Source organism: Gulbenkiania mobilis (assembly GCA_004346645.1).
GTDB classification, from domain to species: Bacteria; Pseudomonadota; Gammaproteobacteria; order Burkholderiales; family Chromobacteriaceae; genus Gulbenkiania; species Gulbenkiania mobilis.
Map to the genome: position 1 here is coordinate 1 of SMDA01000013.1, position 20,078 is coordinate 20,078.

Consider the following 20,078-nt stretch of genomic DNA (forward strand, 5'->3'; position numbering starts at 1 on the left):
CTATTTCGTAGACCACTCTAGGTGTTAAGCAGACTCTAATCAATGCCTTGGGGAAAATGTGATGAAACTGCAAGCGGTGCTGACTGCCCGAGTGGTCCAGAGCAATGGCAAGGTGGCTGCGCCAATCCTTGGCACCTGCCGCACGAAATGCCAGGAACATGGTCTTGAACAGCGCACTGCGCTGGTTGCGTCCTTCCAGCTCTTCCGGCGTGATCTCAAGGTGGCCGAACTGCAGCTTCAGCCGGTCGATCAGTTCATTGACGCCGCCGCCATTGCGGATGGTCGCCAAATCCTGATCCAGGATGGTCTCACTGGAGCCGCGAGAGAAACGGCCTTTGGCATTGGCGGCCAAGGCCCAGTAGCGCAACTGGTGCGCCTCGTTGTTGCTCAACGCATAGTTGCGGCTGTGTCCGAAATACGCCAGCACCACCAACAGGAAGGGTGACGACAGCAGCGCCGGGCTATCAATGCCAAGGTTGCTGCGGGCAAAGTTGAGCGCAAACTCCATTCCATCGCAGGCTTCCTTCCATGCCTTCTGCAGCTTCTCGACGTTCAGGTTGCCAACGACCTGGAACCTCGACTGACCGGTGGCAAACGCCATCAGGTTCTTCAGGTGCAAGCCGAGATCAAGATCAAATCCCGTGCTGGCACAGGCCTTCTGAAAATCCTGGAATGTCTGCAGCGAGTGCCGCCACTTGGCAGTGATCTGCGCCAACGCCAGGTCGGAACTGCGCAGCTTGGCGCCCAGTGAATTCACCCGGACGAAGATTTCCGTGACCTCGTCATATGAAAGCGTGCGCTCCAGTACATCCATCCGGTAAACGTACTTGCGGATGCCTCGCAGCCGGGCCAGGCGCTGGCTGTACTTCTCGTAACGCGGATCGTCAAAACCGCTGACGCCGGCACGTTTGAGGAACGGTGCATCGTTGTCGGTCTTGAACACGTCCGACACTTTCACCCACTGCGGCAACTGCTCCAGCTTGCGGGTTGCCACCACGAAGGTCATCTTGTTGAAGCGCTTGAGCAGTTCGTCCTCGGTCGAGTCCGTCTCGTCACCGATCAGTTCGCCGTCCTCATCGAAATCCTCCTCATCGCCACCGTTTTCTTCCACTTCGGTCACAACCGCCAGTTGGTCGGGATGCTCGAGGTTGAACAACAGGTCGATGGGCCGACGACGGCCGCGCACCGACACCGGCTCGCCGCGAATGACGGCCGAGAGTGATGTCAGACGCTGCTGACCATCCAGCAGAAGCCGCGTGCTTTGGTAGGGGTTCGTGCTCTGGCTGACCGCGAAATCCTGCAGCGGCACGGCTTCATCCGTTTCCCAAAGCAGGATGGCGCCCGATGGGTAGCCGCGATACAGCGAATCCAGCAAATCGCGCACCCGTGTAGAACGCCACACATACTGGCGCTGCATCTCCGGCAAGCGCAGCTCGCCGCGCTCGATCATGGATACCAGTTCTTCAACGCTTGCTTCGGCCTTGGCCATGCTATTTCCTCGATCAGGATGTGAGCAGGAAGCGCTCGCGGTGCCATTGCAGATAATGCAAGTGCTCGCGGGCCAGCCAGCGCAGCCTCATGCCCGGCTGAATGCCAAGCCCCTGCAGATCGCCTGCGGACAGGCGGGCGCTGGTCAGCAAGTACCCGGTATCGTCGAAGCTGATCAGAAAGCGATCAAACAACGCATCCAGATTGGCCACCAGCAGAAAACCGTTAAAGGCATCCAGCCGCTCGGCATCATCGGCGCATTCGGCCCAGGGCTTGGCATGGCTGGCACGCAGCACCTCGGGCACATTGATGCCGGTTACCGCACAGGCGCCACCCCAGTAAGCGAGCAAGGCATCGCGGTAACGCGCCTGTCCCACACGCTGACGCACCAGGCGTTCGACTTCCGTGCCCCGAGCTTCGGCAGGCATCGCTTCCACCGCTTGCGCCACGGCAGCGTGGTAGTCGCTTACCGCCTGGTTCGGCAAGGCCTGCGACAGACTGGCCGCACGGCGCAGCAGGGCGGCCAGATCGGCCAGGGTGGACACCCAAAATACGCCAGCAGCGCCGGCCCAGGGCTGAAAGCTGCGCAGCAATTCCGGCAATAACGCGGATGTGGCCGGCTGAAAGCACACCTCAAAGCCTTCGGCCAATGCTGTCACCACTGCCTGACTGCGATGACGGGCCGAAGCCAGTGTCACCGCATCGCCTGCCGGAGATAGCACGTGCTCGAAGCCATTGTCGTGGCCGGCTTTTTCGATCAGGGTGCGTTGCAGGGGGTTCATTCAACCAACTCTCGGTCCAGTCTTCGAAAACTCATTCCTGCCTCCCCATTTACAAATCTCTTCTTAAGAGACGATCGGAAGCTGGCGAACCACGAAGCTGCAAAGCAAGCCAAGGTGCGTGTGCATACTCCATCGGAGGTGGGGTAGTGGTCGTCACGATGTACTGAAACAAGGGGGCCGGACCAACCCTTTCCAGTTCATGCGTAAGATGAAACAGGCCGTGGTACAAAGCGAGCCCAAGGTCTGCTTCACGTGGGCTGTCATGGATCAGGAAAGCCGGAAGCCTCGTGTCACCATCTATACTCATGCAAAGGGTCGCGAGATCGAAGGCTACGACTTTCAGCGAATCAATCGCAGATGTCGAACGATTCCCGCCCATCTGGACAACCAGGCTTAGCCCGTTTCCGGTCAATCGGATTTCACCACTTGCTTCGGGTCCGACCAAACATCGAATGATCGGGTCGAACTTCTGGGAAAGCTTCGAGAAAGCAGTCGCGTTCTGACTTTGCAGCGCCGCTATCCGCTCCCGTGCTTGCTCAATCTCGGTTTGGAGTCTATCCAGGCGGGTTCCGGCAGATTGCTGCTGTTCGAGCAGCGAGGCGAGGCGCTCGACATCGTCCACGGCTTTGCGCGCGGCATACCACGCCCCATCGCGCTGCTCGCGAAGCTTCAGCAGGTTCTGGTAATGCTGTTCCTTGCGCGCTGCATCCTGTTTCGCGAGCGCCAGCTTAGGTCTTAACTGTTTCAGCTGGGAATTGGCAAACTCAAGGCGACCCTGTTCATCCTCCAGCGTCTTTTTGCCGATCTCCAACCTGGCCTTGCAGGCATCCAGATCGGGAATCTTGTGGGACAACCCGCACTGACTGGCTAGAACGCGGTCAATGGGCACTTCACAGATGGGGCAAGGATAGTTCTCTGCTTCTCTAAGCGAGTAGGCCAATGTTGGATATTCGCCCTTGATCGCGGATATCGTGCGCTCAATGACTGGAACCACAGCCTCCTGTGTATTGATATCAGACTGGATTTTTGCCACTTCCGCCTGTGCGTTTTCGTGTGCCTGTCGCGCGGCGTCGATGTCCTGAGTCGAGCCCGCACTGCGGGACTGGGTTTGCGCTGCCAATCGCTCCTGTGCCGCTCGGCGCAGGATTTCGACGCCCAGAGCCCCCTGCGCAAGCTCATCGTCCGCAACGCCAAGCATTTCCAAAAGCTGCTTTCTCAGCTTGCGGATTTCCCAGGCACGATGGCCTATTTCCTGCTCCTGGCTGCGGCTCGACTCGCTCATCGCGGCGATGTCGACGCGGAGGGTCTGTTCGGAGGGATCGATGGCGTTCAACAGGGCTCGCAGTGCCTCCAGCCTCTCGGTTCGATTCAACCCCCGCGCCGGCGACTCCGAGTCGGATAGTGAGGACCGCCATTCAAGAACATGGTCGAATCTGCATTCCTGGTCCCTGCTCAACAGCGCCAGCGCAATCTGCCAGGCCTGATGCCCTTGTTTCTTGCCAGCGATCAGATCTCTGACGCCTGGTGTCAGCAGATTCTCTTCGATGGCGTTGAGCAACGGAGACAGGCCGGTGGCCGGCATTTCACTGAGAACAAGCTCATCGAGATTGCCATCCAGTACCGCGAAATGCCGCCGCCGGATACCCAAGGGTCGAAGGACGGCCCAACAGGCGCCGTCCAGCACGACTTCCATGCCAACCCATCCGTTGGGAAACGCCGAACCGATTCCGTCGCGCTGATCTTCGGGAGCAAACTTGTCCTCGCCCAGGCAATAGCGCAGCAGCCTGCAGAACAAGGTCTTGCCTCCGCCATGGCCGATGCCGTTGTCGTCTGGCGTCCAGACGATGTTCAGGCCTGGACGTAATGGAACATCCCGCAAGGGCGGCTCCCCAGGTTTTTCCCATATCACCAGCCGCCTCACCCATAAACGTGGCTCACGCATCTGTGCCGGTGGAGTGAGGCATAGCTGTTGCTGGAACATGTCAGGCTGCGGCTTCAATCCATTCCCCTATCTCGTCAGGCAATTCGTAAATAACTCGATCGAAGTCCTGTCCTCGTGCTCGCAGGAACGAAACGATCATCTGGGCGCGCCCTTGCGCCCATTCGGCGCCAGGCACATCCAGTTCGATGCCTTTAGTCCAAGTGCCCGCCCCCAGATCTTCAACCAGGTAGCCATTGCTTCGCAGAAAACGCACGGCCCTGCCCCAAGCCTGATTTGCACGCGGGATGAAACTCGACACCGTCCCAGAGAGTGGCCTTGCTTCTTCGCCTATCAGGCGTTGCCAATCCAGAGCATCCTTTTCATTCAACAAAGGCGTCATCAGCCTGGGCTCAAGCGCCAAGACAGCGGCAAGACGTACATGGCGTACCGGCCATGGTGCTTCCAAAACCTTAAGCAAGGCGGCTAGAAGCACTCCCGTCTCCGCACCTTCATCCTGCTGTGGTCGTGCCCAAGCTCCGTCAGGCAGGGACGTTCGATCGACAAGCTGCCAAGCTGTAGTCTTACCCTGATCAGCCAATGCATCTTGCATCTGGGAGCCTCGCTTGAAGGCTTCTAATACCAGATGCTGGGTGCGGTATTGGACATAGTCACGACCGGTTTCACCATCGACACTGGCCAATCGAAGGGGCGTGGCTGACTCCTCTCTGTAAGCCCCGAAATCCCGCAGCTCATTGTTTCGGAGCACGCGGAAGGTTTCGCTGGGGTAGTCGGCACCCATGATGTCGGCGGGGTCGAGGATGTAGCGCAGTTCGTCGCGGGTGAGGCCGTAGAGTTTGGCGTAGTAGGCATCGAGCTCGGCGCGCAGGGTGGCGCGGCGGTCGGGGTCGAAGGGGAAGGGTTCGCCGTCGTAGCCCAAGTCCTGTGCCCAGCCGGAGAGGTCGTGGGCGGTGTAGGTCAGTTCCAGTACGCGCGGGACGATGAAGGCGAGGTCGGCTTCGGTGTAGCGGTCTGTGGGCAGTACTGGAAATTGCTTGAGGTAGAAATAGTTCAGCGTTGTGCCGCCAATCTTTTGTCGTGCGGCGAAGTCCAGTGCAAGACTGGATAGATTGGCGAGGAATGCCGCAGCTTGGGGCGCTTCTACTTGGTCGCCAAACAGAAATAGCGGGATTTTGTTCCCGATGCCTGCCAGGGGCATCACCGACGCAATCACCGTCCGCTCATTGGTCGCGTTGGTAATATCCCGCCAACCCATCAACCAATCCCGCTCCCATTGCCAGATGACGCGGCCATCGCGGTCGCGTTTGCATAGACGCTCTTCCACCTCGGCGCGGCTGACCCAGTAGCGCGGGGTGACGGTGAAATCCGGGTTGGTTTTTTCGGGCAGCGTGACATCGCGACTGTTGCCGTCCGCCGTGTAGGTGGCCCAGCGATGGTCGAACTGGTGGATAAGCTTGGCTTCGTAGAGCGGCAGATGGTCGGTGGCTGGCTCGTCCTTGAACAGGTGGCTGTCGTTGGACATGTGCAGCATCGCCATGAACGAAATGCCCCACGGGTTTTGCGCGGGCTCCACCACTTTGGCTTGCTTTCCCTCGCCTGCGGTAACGGCATCGCGCATCAGCACCGGGGCGGCGCGGTAGAGCTTCTTGGTCAGCTCCGCATCGCGCTCGCTGCGGAACACCGGGCAGGTGAGCGTGTTGGGGTTGATAAGGCGGAATTCCTCGGGCGTCAGGGTGAAGCGGCGGCGCGGGTCGGCCAGTTGGTTGACCTGGGTGGCGAAGCAGACGAACTCGGCCCGTTCCGCTGCGCCCAGGGTGAGCAGGCAGAACTTCATGCGGCTATCGACGGCCGGGAACAGCTTTTCGCGATTCTCGATGTCGTACAGGCTGACCAGCCGCCGGTTCTGGGTGATGTGGCCGAAGTACGTCTTGGTGCTGTCGTCGGTAGCAATGCCTGTCGGCACGATGAAGCCAGCGCGGCCACTGTCGGCATGGATTTGCAGGATGGTTTCGGCAAACAGCGCGTAGGTGTTCACGTCGCCCACGCCGGTCAGCGGATAACGGCCGCCATCGGTGCCTTTCACATGGGCAAACACGCTGGCCGCCTCCGCCGTGCGGCGGGCGGTAACGAATTCACGGTAGAGGCGTTTTTCGGCCTCGTCCTCATGCGTTTCGTGGGCCAGATCGGGGTACAGGTGGCGCGCCAGCATGCCTTCGCTGAGCCAATGGATGCGCTGGGCGCGTTCGGCCTTGTTGCGAGCTTGCGCCACGTCGTGGTGGCGGGTAGCGAAAAATTCTTCCTCTTGCAGCTTGATGCGTTCCCACGGCGGGTTGCCCAGCACGCAGTCGAAGCCGCCTTGCGCGAATACCTGCGGGAAGGCCAGCGGCCAGTGGAACACGCGGGCCTGCTCGCAGGCCGTGCGTGCAGTGGCGATGGAGTTGGCGTGCTCGGTCTGGGCGCGTTCCGGCATGGTGAGTAGCGCATGCAGGGTGATGCTGGTGGGCACGGCTTCTGCCGTGTCCTCCGTCTTGGGCAGCAGGTAGGCACCCACCAGCGCATCGGCGGCGTGGGCCAGCGGGCTGTGAGCGGAGTCCTCCAGAAAGTGGCGCCAGGCCTGTTCCTTGCCTACCACCTGTTCGGGCGTGTCGGCGGGCAGGGCCTCAATGGCGCGCAGGGCTTCCAGGCCGCTGCGGTTGTCCACGCCCAACAGCATCTGCTTGCCTTGCAGGTCTTTGGCGATCTGCTTGAGGCCGGCGGCGTTGGCCTTGGCCAGTTCCTTGCAGACGTCCTTGTCGTCGCCACTCAAGGGCTTGAAGGCATCCTTGGCGATGCCTTGTTCCAGCACGTTCAGGTCGGTCAGGCCCAGCAGGGCGTCGCCCACTTGCAGGTGGTGGTCGAGAAAGCCCAGCGGGCGGCCTTCCTCGTAGCCTTCCAGCCACAGTGCCATGCGCGCCAGTTCGATGGCCATGGGGTTGCGATCCACGCCATAGATGCAGCAAGCCACCACTTCGCGCAGGGCGTGGCGGTAGTCCTGCGGCTGGATGGCGCCTTCCTGCCCACCTTCGAGGCTGCGCAACTGGGCCAGCTTTTCCGCCAAGCGGCGGGCGGCGGCCAGCAGGAAGTGGCCGCTGCCGCAGGCCGGGTCGATGACGCGGATGGCCAGCAGCGCCTCGGTGGGGTTGGCCGGATGGGCCGCCAGGCGCTGTTCGATGACGGGATCGAGTGCGCTCTTGATCAGTTCCTGCACCAGGCTGTCGGGGGTGTAGTAGCTGCCGGTGAGCTTGCGGGCATTGCCGGCGGTGCTACCTTCCTCGGTGCGGCCGACGAAGCCGAAGGTGCGTGCGGGCAGGTCGATGGCGGGCACCAGTTCCAGCAGGCTTTCATAAACGCTGCCCAACTCTTCCGGCCCCATGTTGCGGTAGTCCACCGGGGTGAGGCTGCTGCCCTTGCCTTGCGCGACCACTGCCCAGCGCAGGTGTTGCAGGGCGGCGAGCAGGTGGGCGTTATCCAGGCTGGCGTTATCCAGATCGGGGCATTGTTCGGGGGCGAACAGGCCGCCCAGCGCGGGCAGCGCCAGGCGCGGCTCGCCTTGGGCCAGGCCGCGAAAGACGATGCGGATGGCCTGCCACTGGTCGTCGTGCCGGGTGCGGGCGCGGCGCTTGAGGCAGAGTTCGCGCAGGCGGGCCAGGGCGTAGCCTTCGGCATAGGCACGGCGGGCGGCCAGCGCATCGGCGCTGCCATGCTGTTCTGGTAACTGGGGGTGCAGCACGCCGCGTTCCTCGACCGTGAAGACGAAGATGAGGCGGTAGATCAGGCGCAGCAGTTGCTGAAAGTAAGCGTCCTTGCTGAGCGTGCCGTCGTTCAGAGCGGCACGCAGGGCATGGTTGGCGGGGTGTTGCAGGAAGCCTGCACCTAGGGTCAGCAGGGCCTGCTCGACGCCGTTGCGCAGACCATCGCGCACGCGAGTGCCTTCCTGTTGGCCTTCGCTACGCCATTGTTCCCAGATGCACGCCGTAGCGCCTTGGCCGGGGCGGAATGCGCGACTGGCATGCAGTAGACGCCAAACGTTGGCGAATTCGGCATAACGCTGGCCGCCCAGAAGGTCGGCCAGATCGACTTCGAGAAAGCTGGGGCGGGTGAGGCTGGCGGCGTCGCGCAACAGGCGCAGTTGCCTGCCGTTGCTGACGATGCCCCAGAGGTGATCAGGGCTGGCGTTGAGCAGCTCCTGCATGGCCTGGAAAGGGGCTTTCCTGCGACTACCACCGCCCTGCACGGCAAAGTGCGCGTCGGCCTCGTCCAGCCCCAGGGAATACGGCGCAACGAGTACGGGCAGGCTGCCGTTCGTCAGGCTGACGGGGTAGCGCAGTTCCCCCACCGACTGTGCCGAAGTGGCTTGCAGGGTGGCGTACCCGAAGGCATCGCGCAGCAGTTCGTGCACGAAAGCGGTGGTGAGCTGGGCGGCATCGACGTCGGCGCGCTCCATCTGCGCGGCGAAGTGCTGCCACTGGGCGCAGGCGATCTGGAAGGCGCGGCTGTATTCGTCCTTGAGCTTGACGCCCTTGGGGGTGCCGTAATCGGCCTCGCTCTGGGCGCTGGCGCGGCCCTGGGCGGCTTTTTCCAGTTGGTCGGGCAGGAACAGGCCACCTTCAAGCTTGAGAGTGGGCAAATCCAGCGTGGCCTGGGTCTTGCGGATGCGTTTCATGGTTGTTCTTCTTTAGGCCGAGGCTTATAGCGAGTCGGGCAGCAGCACGTACACACCCATCACATCCACTGGCAGGCAGGGACTGACGCTGTGGTGGCCCACGTCGCGGGCGGCGGCGCGTACGCGCTCGTGGTCGGCCAACAGGGCTTGGGCGCGTTGCTCTGCCAGGGCTTGCAGTGGTTGGGGATGCGCGGCGAGGAAATCGAGCGCGGCGCACACCTCGCGTTGCACGGCTTCTGCGGGCAGGTTGCCACTGGGCGTGCATTCGAGCAGGCGGTTCACGCTGTCATCGGCCAGCCATTGCGGATTGGCACGGCCACGCACGGCCAGGGCCACGGTCTCCTCGGCCATCATCTGGAAAGGCTCGCGACGGCGCACGTAGCTGAGCTGATGGCGCAAGCGCAGCAGATAGATCGTGGTGACAACATCGACGTCGTCGGTCAGCGTGGCAGCACAACGGGCGGCCAGCGGACGTTCGCTGCTGAGGGCATCTTCCAGCAAGTGCTGCGCCAGCAGGCCGACCAGCGGGTGGCTGCGGTGCAGTTCGGCGAAGTCGATGCTTTGCGGTTTGTTGATGCCTTCGTCGGCTAGACGCTGGCGCAGGGCTTCGGGCAGATGCTGGGGCAGGAAGCGGGCCTGCTTGCGGCTCATTTCCAGAGGCGATCCGAGGCGCACGCAGGCACTTTGCAGGAAACGCTGCACATCGGCCTGGGTGCCCAGGGCGTGTTGCTGTTTATGCCACTCCGGCAACACCTCGTCGGGCTTGATGCGGCGTTGGGCAAAGACGGTGCGGTTGGCTTTGGCTTTCTCCAGGGCGTCCTGCCACTGGGCCTGCAATGGCGCCAGCAGTTGCTCGGATTCACCGAAATCGAAACTGGCTTGCGGCGATGCCATGCTGCTGTTGCTGCGCCGCATGAGCGCGGCCTTGACCAGGGCCTGGTTGATGCGGGCTTCGTCCTCAGGGAGGGGTACCAGCACGCCCAGTTCCTTTTGGATGGTTTCGCCCTTGCGCAGGATGACGTTGAGCACAAAACCATCGACCGGGTTGTCCTGCCCGTAGAGCATGGTGCAGCGCACCTCATCGGCCTGCTGACCGAAACGATCGACGCGGCCTTCGCGCTGTTCGTGGCGGGTGGGGTTCCAGGCCAGGTCGTAGTGGACGACAGCGGTGAACAGGTGCTGCAGGTTGATGCCTTCGGAGAGGCAGTCGGTGGCGACCAGGATGCGTTGCTCGGCATCCTCCAACTCATCCACGCGCTCGCGGCGCTCTTCGGTGGTGAGTTCGCCGGTGATGGCATCGACGGAGGCCTTCGGAAAAGCGGCCTTGAGGTGTTCGGCCACGTAATGAGCGGTGGCGATGTAGCGACAGAACACCACCGGGTGGAAGCCATCCTTCACCAGGAGGTCAATATGCCGGATGAGCGCAGCCAGCTTTGGATCACCGGCCTTACCGGAAAGACGTTGCGCGTCGGCGATCAAGGCTTGCAGGCGCGGCGCAGCGTCCTGCACCTGTGCTGGCGGCTCCAGATCACTGCCGGAGAGGTCATCGGCCTCGCCATCGTGCAGGCGCTCATCGCCGAGAAGCGTCTCGTCCGGCACAGTGCCTTCCAGCCGAGTGGTCAACGCCTTGACGGCGGCTGCGGGCGACGAAGCCACGCAGCGCAACAATGCCAGGGTGGCGTACCAGATGAGGCGCGCGCCGCCTTGCTGTTCTTGCTGCTCAACAGTTTCAGCCAGTTCGCGGCAGTAATCCTGCACGGCGTCGAAGAACGCGCCCCATTCGCCGCTGAGCTGGTAGGTAAGCTCGGTTTTCATGCGGCGGGGAAAACCTCGTCCGTCATGGGTCTCGGCCTGCCATTCAACGATGTCCTTGCGACGGCGTTGGACGAAGTGGCGGGCCAGTTCCTGACGCAGCGGGTCGGAGGCTGTCATGCGGCCTTGTAATGCGGCAAAACGTGGATCGAGCAGCGACAGCAAGTTATAGAAGGCGGTTTCGTCACCAGAGTGAGGGGTGGCGGTCAGCAGAACCAGGTGTCGCTGCGCGTCACGGGCAAGGCGTTGCAGCAGCTCGAAGCGCAATTGCTTGCCCGCGCCGCTGCTGGCGCAGGTGTGGGCCTCGTCAACGATGATGCATTCGGGGGCGGTAGCGAGAAACTGTTCGCGGTGGCGTTCGCTCTTGATGTAGTCCAGGCTGACGACCACCACGGGATGATGGTCGAACAGGCGCACGCCATGCGGCAGTTCGCGTTCGATGCGCGATGCGGATGCCGAGGTCAGCGCGATCGCGTGCAGGTTGAAACGGGTTTCCAGCTCACTTTGCCATTGCTCGACCAGATGTGGCGGACATAGGATGGCCAGGCAGGCGATTTCGCCACGGTCCATGAGCTCACGTGCGATCAGGCCGGCTTCGATGGTCTTGCCGATGCCGACGTCATCAGCAATCAGCAGGCGCACGGTAGACAGTCGCAGTGCCATCAGCAGCGGCACAAGCTGGTAGCCGCGCGGCTCCACGGCGATATTGCCAAAGGAGCGGAACGGGCCGGCACCGGCACGCAGTGTCATCCGCAAGGCATCGCGCAGCAACAGCGCGGCGGCGTGGTTGCCGGCGTGCGCGGGATCGGGCCATTCGAAGGAGGCCGGCTCGACGGGATGCAGTTCTAGCTCTGGGATCAGGGCGATGCTTTCGTCCTCGGCGCCGCTCAATGGACGCAGGCGCAGCCAGTCGCGGCGGGAGTCGTTTTGCACCACCCATTCGCGGCCTCGGGCACGTACCAGGCTGCCGGGCAGAAAGTCGTGTTCAAGGGTTGTCATGTGCCTTTATTCCTTGGGGCCGAACACATCGGCGTGTGCGGCGAACTGTTGTGGCCACTGTGAAGCGTCCGAAAAATCGAGCACCTGCCAGCCTTTGTCCTGCAATACGCTGGCGGTCTGCTCATCCACTGTGGACAGAAACACCAACGCACGAGATGCCTTGTACTGGGCTGCGGCGATGGCCGCGCCATTGTTGACGGGTACATTGACCGCATCAGGTTGTCTAGCCCCGACCTGGCGGAGTGCGGACAGCCAGACGTCGAGCAGCTCGTCTTCTGAAGTCGTTGCGGCAACGGTGGCCGGGCTGTTCGCTACGGGCTGCACCTGAGCATTGGCAAGCGCGACCAGCAGCTTGAGTGCATCCGCGTTACGGCGGTTGATGTGCTCGTGATCCGGCTGATTGAAGTAGGAGAGCAGGCATTGGTAACAGCCGGCCTCGCATTGATGATTGCCCAGTTCATCGGTCTGCTCCAGTGACGGCAGATCGTCCAGCGTCCAAACGCCGCTCTGCGGTGCGCGGTAGTGAATCAGTTGCAGGGCATTGCTGGCGACGAGTGCAAGGTCGTCGCGATGATTCGCCAGACGAGTGAGCACGCCTGCACCGCCTTCGGCCGCTTCGTAGAACAGCAAGGCACGGCGCTCATCTGCCTTGGGCAGTGGCTCGACCACCAGCTCGGATTCCTCGATCTGGAAGGTCATTTCGATGCCACGCTTGAGGGCAGCCTGCAGAGTGGCCATGGCCTCCAGCGACAGGGCATGCAAAGGCGCGAAGATCAGCAGATTGCGATGATCTTCCACAAAGGGAACGATGCGCTGGGGCGGCACCTTTTCCAGCAAGGCATCGTCGTTGCCCTTGTCGTCTTCCGCATCCGGTGCGTCCTGCTTGCTCCAGGTGCCCGTGATGGGGTTGATGTAGAAGCCCAGTTGCTCCTTGTTCTTGCGCCTGCGCCAACCGCGGTTGATACGCCAGATTTGCGCAGCAGGCGCATAAGTAAGTTCGCCCAACAATTCTTCGCCCAGCCGGACTTCGGCTTTCTGCTTCTGAATCTGGCCATCGGGCCCGGGCAGGAAACGGTAGGTGGTCTGCAGCTCGAAGCCCTGACGCTGGCGTTCCTCGTCGTTGATGGAGATGCGCTCGGTGGCTACCGTCTCCACGGTTTCGATGCGGTAGAGCTCGCGCACCCAATCTTGCTCGGTGAGCAGGGCGTCACAGTTCTCGCAGCGATTGACCAGCGGCTGTTCGCCGCCCGGCTCACCGAGATGACCGTAGCCGCACTGACTGCACACCAGAGAGGCAATGGTGGCCAACTGGCCGCTGCCGGAAATGTGGTCTGTATTGCCGACGTTGAGTTTGGCACGCACCACGCGGTACATGCGGCCCTGGTGATAGATGAGGCTGCGAGGGCCGAATTCTGACAAGGCCAGGAAACGCGGACGGCTGACCATGCTGCCTTCGTCATCCTTGCCATTGACGGTCTGACCGCCACGGGCGGGAATCCAGGCCATCAGCGGCAGGCGCGGAAAGTTGTAGCCGGGCAGGAAGCCTTGGCTGGCCAGGTAGCGATAGGTGTAGAAATCGTTGTTCTGGCCGTTGCCGGACTTGAGCAAGACGGCGTACTGGCGCGCGGCATCGCCGTAACGGCGCTGGGCATTCTGGCGCTCGGTGTGCGAAGCGGTATGGCTCTTGACGATGCGATCCGCCATGTCCATCTGCTGACGCGTCGCATCGAACAACACGCGCCAGCGTTCCAGCGCTTCGGAGAACGCCTTGGGTGCATTGGCGATGACCTGGTGTACGTAGTCAGGCGTGAACCAGGCGCTGCTTACCAGCTCTTCCTTGAGCTGATCGATGACCCGGCAGGCACTGGCCAGGGCACGCTGCTGGACGGTCTGCGCCTGTAGCGCTTCCTGCAAGGGCTGTTTCAGTGGTTTGCCGGGCCGATCAAGATCCAGCATGGGAGCAATACTGTCGTCCAGCGGCACCTGGGTGCTGGCCAGCCAGACCGCTTGCAGATGGCTGTCAATCAAGTCACGGTTGGCCAGATCGAGTGTAGGTGCACGTACCACGCCATGCACCATCTCGCTGGCATTGTGGAAGAACCACTGGTCATGCGGGCTGAGTGCCGCGCAGTAGGTGATGACCAGTGCCTGCTGGCCCGAACGCCCCGCACGGCCGCTGCGCTGGGCGTAGTTGGCCGGGGTTGGCGGCACATTGCGCAGGTACACGGTGTTGAGTGCAGAGATATCCACTCCCAGCTCCATGGTGGGAGAGCAGAACATCACCGGCAGACGCTCCAGCGGTGCTTCGTGGGCCGGGTTCTGCGCCCAGTCTTGCCTGTCCTTTTCGGTGTAACGGAAACGCTGCTCCAGCAGTTGCCGGCGCGGTGCATCCACCTGGGCCGTATGTTCCTGGGCCTCGAAATCGAACAGCGGATGTGAAGGCTGACGCAGCAGGTCGGCAATGCCGAGATACAGGGTGCGGAAATACTGGTTGATGCGATTGCTATCGGTTTGCGGCTGATCGGCAATCAGGCACCAGTCCAGGGCGGCTGCGTTCAGGCGCCAGCCGGCGAGTTGCGAATCAATGGCATGTTTTTGCACATAACCATAGTTGCTGGCTGCCTTGAGCATGTCTTCGATCAGAACGGCCCACTCGGCATCTTTCCACTGCGCTACCTCGCTGGCGCATGCGCTGTTGCGCCAGAAGGCGACCGTCTTGATTTGCCGCAACAGTCGGGAGCGTGGGCCACCCGTCACCAGGTCGGTGCGCGGCTTGCCCTTGTATTCCGGGCGCTTGCCGAGGATGAGATAGCGGCCGGTATCGAGTTTTTCGTCGGGAGCGAAGGCCCAACGTTCATTCAGGTAGGTGTGGGCGCTGGTACGTGCCTTGTCCTGCTCGACCGGGTCGAGGTAACGGCTTTCCAGGCACAGATGGCGACGCAGCGTGTCGAACAGTAATTCGTACAGAACTGCTCGCTGCACCGCCGTCAGTTTGTTCAAGGTGCTGTTTGCGGCAAAGATGCTGGTGTCAGCGCTAAAGGCAGCCAGGTCTCGGTACCGAATCTGCAACAGGCCAAGCTGATCCAGATTCGGATTATTGAAGCGCCAGCCACGCCGTAGATCGCGCAGCAGCCGGTAGGCAATAATGAATCGCAAGGTGCGTTGCGCTTCCTGCCGTGCCAGCCCCATGAGCTTGGGAGTGCGCAGATATTCCACCAAGGTGGCTTCATCGACCCCTTGAAAGCCGAGGGCCTTGAATACGCTTTCGGCCAGGTTTTCTTCATCAAGCTGGCCGCCACTTGCCTGTAGTGCGCCGATCAAGCCGGCACGCAGCGTCAACAGGAAAATGAAATCATTGAAGTGACCCGCCTGCAGCGCTGCATCCTGGCGGTTGTCGGTAAACCCAAGCAATTTACGCGGATCAGGTTGGCCTGGAGCCGGATCGGGAAGTGCAAACAGTTGCTGTAAGGCCGCCAGGGCAATCATGGTAGTGGCCGAAGAACGGCCTTCCCCGGACAAACTGGAGAGGCGGTTGGCATCTTTGCCGTGGGCTTCGTGTGTCGTGCCGCAGTTCAGGCAGAAGCGGAACTTTCCGGGAATGAACCAGAACTCCGTCCCGGAGCCTGTTTGTCCTTTGGCATCGACCGTGACCATATAGGGAACGGCATTCTTGTAGGCTGACTTGACTTTGGGCTCGCTTCGGCTGAGGTCGATCCAGGTTTCCGGCAGGTCTTCAAGCAGGCCACCGTATTGCTGCCCGGGCACCAGTGGGCACAGGAAGCCATAGCTGGCGGTGTCGTCTTCTGCTGCGATATCGTCGATTTCACGCGGGCTGAAGCGGTCCGGTTGCTGAGCGTGCCAGACAGGCAGGTACTCCTGGCCACAATCGCGGCAGAAATGCGTGGGGTAAAGCAGTACATTCTCTTGCTGCCGCCCCGGCGCGAAACGCTGGGCATCGAGCGTGACATGGCGCTTGCCACGCTCTTCCAGCGTGGTGAGCACCTTGCCCGGGCCACTGATGAACTGGTGCAGCTTGAACGCGAAAGGCGGCCTGCCTTGGGGCGAGCGCACATCATGGGCTGCCACCAGAAAACGTTGCAGGGCGGCACGAGCGGCTTCAGGCTGGCAGCCCGCGTCTTCGGCGAGACGGCGGCTGGCCTCTTCCAGCGTCATGGGTCTCGCACGCCTTGGAGGCTCGTCCGCAGGTAGCTCGATACCCAGGTTCAATTCCACCCAGATGGCCAGCGGATCATTGCGAAAAGCGTCGAAATCAGCCCAGATATCCTGCTTTCGCGCAACGGCTTCCGGCAGTTCTGTGCGGATGGCGTTGACATCCTTGAGTGGGTTGGTGACGCGCTCCAGGGTCTCGCCGATGACATCATGCTCGGTGATCCGGGTGCCAAACAGTTTGCTGGCCACAGCAGCCACCACGCGGTTGCGGTCAGCTTGGCTGCCTGCGCTGGACATGGTGGCAGACGTGCCGATACAGACCAGTTGCTCGGCTTTCAAGCGCTCCCGCAGGCGACGCACCAGCAAGGCAACGTCCGCCCCTTGACGGCCACGATAGGTATGCAACTCATCCAGCACCAGGAACTCAAGTCCCTCGCAGTGTTCCACCACGCGCCGATCCACTTCGTCGAAGCGCGTGAGGATGTACTCCAGCATCATGAAGTTGGTGAGCAGGATATCGGGCGGGTCATCCGCGATGGCGCGGCGTTCTGTCTGGCTTTCTTGGCCGGTGTAGCGCTTGACGGTGAAGGGTCGGTGCTCTGGCGCATAGCCATGCAGAAACTTATCGAGCTCTTCCAGCTGGCTGTTGGCCAGAGCGTTCATTGGATAAATCACAATGGCTCTGGTACGTGCTTTGCCATCGGAGTCCTTGGCTTTGAGAATGCGGTCAATGACTGGGATGAAAAAGGACAGGGACTTACCCGACCCCGTTCCGGTAGTGACAACGTAGCTCTGGCGTTCCTGACCTTTGGCCAGAGCTTCCATTTGGTGCTTGTAAAGATGCAGGGGTTCTGGCTTGCCTTCAGTCTTTCCAACCTGGAAGATTTCTGCGCAGGCAGGATGCAAGACCCCCTCTGCCACCAGCTTCTGCACCGTGCCTTGGCGTTGGTAATTCGGGTTGATCTGTACCAACGGCTCAGGCCAATAGCGGCCCTGCGCATACTGATGTTCGACCTCGGCTTGGATATCAGGCGCGGCGATACGAACGAAACTGCGGGAAAAGCTGCCATATCGCTCGATGAGCTGGTCGCGGAACTGGAAAACGTTATCCATGTAGAGTCCTCACTGATCCATCTTGCGGTCAATCGCCAGAACCGCTGCTCTATCCGAGGAGCCTGCTGTGACGCGCTTCCACTTTGCCCCTCTTCCCTTGCCAGTCGATTCGATCAATCCCTCTGACTTCATCGCCCGCAGCACCAGCCGTACCATGTCCCGGCTCACGCCCGGGCAGGCCTCTTCGATTTCGGAAATCGAAAACGGCAGGCAGCGCCCCAGCACTTCCGCTCGCACCCGGTCGCCTTTACTGCCACGGCCACGTTCGATGGTGCCGACACGCTCCTCGAACTCGCGGTATGCCCGCAGCAAGGCACCCCAGAAGTAGTCGAGCCAGGGCTTTGCGTCGTGCTGCCCCTGGTGCCAGCCCTGCGAGCTGGCTTCCAGCGTCTCGTAATAGCCTTCCTTGGTTTCCTCGAAGATGCGTTCCAAACTGATGTAGCGCCCCACGGCATAGTCGAAGTGGTAGAGCAGCAGCAGGGTCAGCAAGCGGGACATGCGACCGTTGCCGTCCGGGAAGGGGTGAATGCACAGAAAATCGAGCATCGCCAGCGGCACCAGTACGAGGGGGTCGGCCAGGTGTTGATCCAGCGCGGTGGCGTAGCGCCCGGCCAGATCGGTCATAGCCATGGGTGTGAGGTGCGCAGCGACCGGCTGGAAGCGTAGACGTGACGTGCCGTCCGGGTGACGCTCGATGATGTCGTTATTGATAGCCTTACAGCGCCCGCCCGCCTGTGGCATGTAACGGTACAGTAGGGTGTGGATTTGCAGCACAACACCCTCGCTGAAGGGCATGTGCGCGGCAGACTCGTGGATCAGCGCCAGGGCATCGCGGTAGCCGGCGATCTCCTGTTCGGAACGGCTCTTTGGCGTTGCATTGCGGACGACCAGAGACTTCAACCGCGAAGGCGCTACGACGACGCCTTCCAGCCGGTTAGATGACTCGGTGGACTCCACCACCGCGATCTGGCACAGACCCTTGAGGGCTTCGGGCGACTGCGCGGCATAGAGTTGCTGCTTGCCTTGATACTCGCCCAGTGTGCGCAACGTGGCGGCCTGGGTGCCATCGAAGCGAAGCGCGGCAAGGTACTCGGGTGTGAGCGAGTGCATGGAATGTAGGCCCAGGCCGTCTAAATGGGGTAATCATAGCCATTAAATGGGGTACTGTCTCTACAAATACCCTGTTATCAGTCTCTGACTACTCCATTTCCTCAGCTTCTTGATTTTGACGTGCGCTTGCACCTCCTCGGCATTCGCCACCCTCATATATTTCCCTTTACTGACAGACCTTGAGGATCTGGTTTCAGGTCATACGTACGAGCGTATTCCAGCACCAGAATTTCGATCATTGAAGCCACCGAGCGACGCTCGCGATCAGCAGCCAAGCGCAGAAGTTGCTTGATCTCAGCGGAGGTGCGGATGGATAGGGTTTCGTCCTTCAGGCGTGACATGGCAGCGTCTCATCAGTGATGTCCCGCAAATGAACTGCGTTTTACTTCACCCCGCCATGATTCTCTTCAGGGGGTGACTGTCTTGCTTGAGGCTGCTCGATGGCGCGGTGCCTTAGCGGTAGCCGGCCTCACGGAGCGCTCAGCCTCGATGGCGATGGGATGCAGGGCATGCCGGCTGCTGGCCTGATTGGCTTGCCCGTAGTGTCGCCGTGTCTTGGCGCTGGCATGTCCCAGCCCCTGGCTGACTGAGTCCGCAGCCGCGTGCCGTTTCAGGTCGGCTGCCCATTGGTGGCGCAGGCAGTAAGCCGTGATAGCGTGCTTGTGCTTCGGCCAGAGGTGACGTGCCAGCCGACGGACTTCGACGGTGAAGTTGACCGGGCTGTCAATGCAAACGAGCAATTCCCGCCGCCCCGCTAGACGGATGCGCAGAGCCTCCAGCAATGGATGAGGATCGTGTGCGCCATAGGCGATCAAGCGGTGCGGCTGGCCTTGATGCGCCTTGACCTTGGCGCCATCGATCTCGAAATTGATCTCGCCCATGTCGTTGCGCGGATTGTTCACCCAGCGAATGTGCACGCCTTGCCGGAGCTCTTCCGGGCGGCAGCCGGTCAGCGCGGCGACCAGAATCGCATCGGCATACTTGCCTTTCGCAGCGCGCTGATACAGTCGCTCGCGCCAGTCGCCGGGGAGGCCGCGCAAGGCTTGCCGCTTGCTGGCACGCTTGCGGCGCTCTCCGGGATGGCCGCTTTGCCGGGCCATATCGAACTCGCGCAGAAATGCACGCTGTTGTTGCAATTGGGCTTGGATGGCCATGACTTGCAACTCGTCCACAGGTCGAGCAGAGAGCGCGGAACGCAGGCTTTTCAGCTGCTCGACAAGATCGGCGTACAGGCAGTAGCGAAGCGCTGCGACGCGTTTGTAGAAGGTTGTCGGACGCAGGGTGGCCGTCATGACTTCGGCCGCCCCACCTTCGGCGTAGCGGGCACGCTGCAACAGCGTGCGGCCGAGCTGGCGATAGTCTTGCCTGGTCTTGCTACTCAAGCTGGCAAATTCATCGGCCGGAAGCATGGCTTGCATCTCGCGCCGGCACGATTCGATCAGCGCAACCATCTCATTCGCGTCGATCATTTCGTTCACCTCGGCTTCTGACTGTTGTACAGGAGCGCGCGACTGCGCTGCCTCCATCGCCTCCTGTCGGTTCTTTCGCCAGCGGGCGATGTTCGGTGCGAACTCGGCGATGAATTCTCCCGCGACAGCGCTATTCATCACGGCCAATAGCCATGAGCGCACGGAGCGGATGCCCGCGTGCTTGCCACTACCGGCTGCCGACAGGACGCCAGCCAGCTCGTCGGCGACAAGCTGTATCTGTTGTGCTGAGAGCGAGGGGCCGAAGCGGCGGGTTACGTCGGCGATGACGCGCAGGTAGGGCAGAAGAGAAGGGTGCGACAAGTCCAAGGGCGCGGAAGCCTCTCCCGTTTTCGGAGAGTTACCCACAGCCCCTGTCTGTAGTAGTGGTTTTATATTTTTTACTACTACTTCTGCATTGTATTCACCTCCACGTAGATCTCCGAGATGACCGGCGACGGATGCGCCGTCCACGGTTTCTCCGTCGCCGGGGAAGC

Annotated in this window: 9 protein-coding genes; all 9 read right to left on the reverse strand. The window is 61.5% G+C overall.

Features of this window, described 5'->3' with window-relative positions; genetic code table 11:
• Window positions 1-1,489, reverse strand: a 1,489-nt coding sequence (locus EV669_RS13715; RefSeq protein WP_132098985.1) for a GmrSD restriction endonuclease domain-containing protein, incomplete at its 3' end; no start/stop codon positions are given.
• Between the two features lie 13 nt (window positions 1,490-1,502).
• The gene (locus tag EV669_RS13720) at window positions 1,503-2,270 is read right to left on the reverse strand and encodes an HNH endonuclease (RefSeq protein ID WP_132098986.1); all 768 of its coding nucleotides are present in this window, start codon (window positions 2,268-2,270) and stop codon (window positions 1,503-1,505) included.
• A gap of 49 nt (window positions 2,271-2,319) precedes the next feature.
• The gene (locus EV669_RS13725; RefSeq protein WP_207913908.1) at window positions 2,320-4,251 is read right to left on the reverse strand and encodes a hypothetical protein; all 1,932 of its coding nucleotides are present in this window, start codon (window positions 4,249-4,251) and stop codon (window positions 2,320-2,322) included.
• Window position 4,252: 1 nt separating this feature from the next.
• On the reverse strand, window positions 4,253-8,911 hold the full coding sequence (locus EV669_RS13730) for an Eco57I restriction-modification methylase domain-containing protein (protein WP_132098987.1): 4,659 nt from the start codon (window positions 8,909-8,911) through the stop codon (window positions 4,253-4,255).
• 24 nt (window positions 8,912-8,935) lie between these two features.
• The gene (locus EV669_RS13735) at window positions 8,936-11,722 is read right to left on the reverse strand and encodes a helicase-related protein (RefSeq protein ID WP_132098988.1); all 2,787 of its coding nucleotides are present in this window, start codon (window positions 11,720-11,722) and stop codon (window positions 8,936-8,938) included.
• Window positions 11,723-11,728: 6 nt separating this feature from the next.
• Window positions 11,729-17,005, reverse strand: coding sequence for a DEAD/DEAH box helicase (locus EV669_RS13740; RefSeq protein WP_132098989.1), 5,277 nt, complete (start codon window positions 17,003-17,005; stop codon window positions 11,729-11,731).
• A 9-nt stretch (window positions 17,006-17,014) separates the two neighbouring features.
• Window positions 17,015-18,115, reverse strand: a complete 1,101-nt coding sequence (locus EV669_RS13745) for a Fic family protein (protein ID WP_132098990.1) — start codon at window positions 18,113-18,115, stop codon at window positions 17,015-17,017.
• A 152-nt stretch (window positions 18,116-18,267) separates the two neighbouring features.
• Window positions 18,268-18,456 (reverse strand): hypothetical protein, encoded by a 189-nt coding sequence (locus tag EV669_RS13750; protein WP_128664393.1) that lies wholly within the window; start codon window positions 18,454-18,456, stop codon window positions 18,268-18,270.
• A gap of 66 nt (window positions 18,457-18,522) precedes the next feature.
• Complete coding sequence (locus EV669_RS13755; RefSeq protein ID WP_207913911.1) at window positions 18,523-19,911, reverse strand: site-specific integrase; 1,389 nt, start codon at window positions 19,909-19,911, stop codon at window positions 18,523-18,525.
• Window positions 19,912-20,078: the final 167 nt, after the last annotated feature.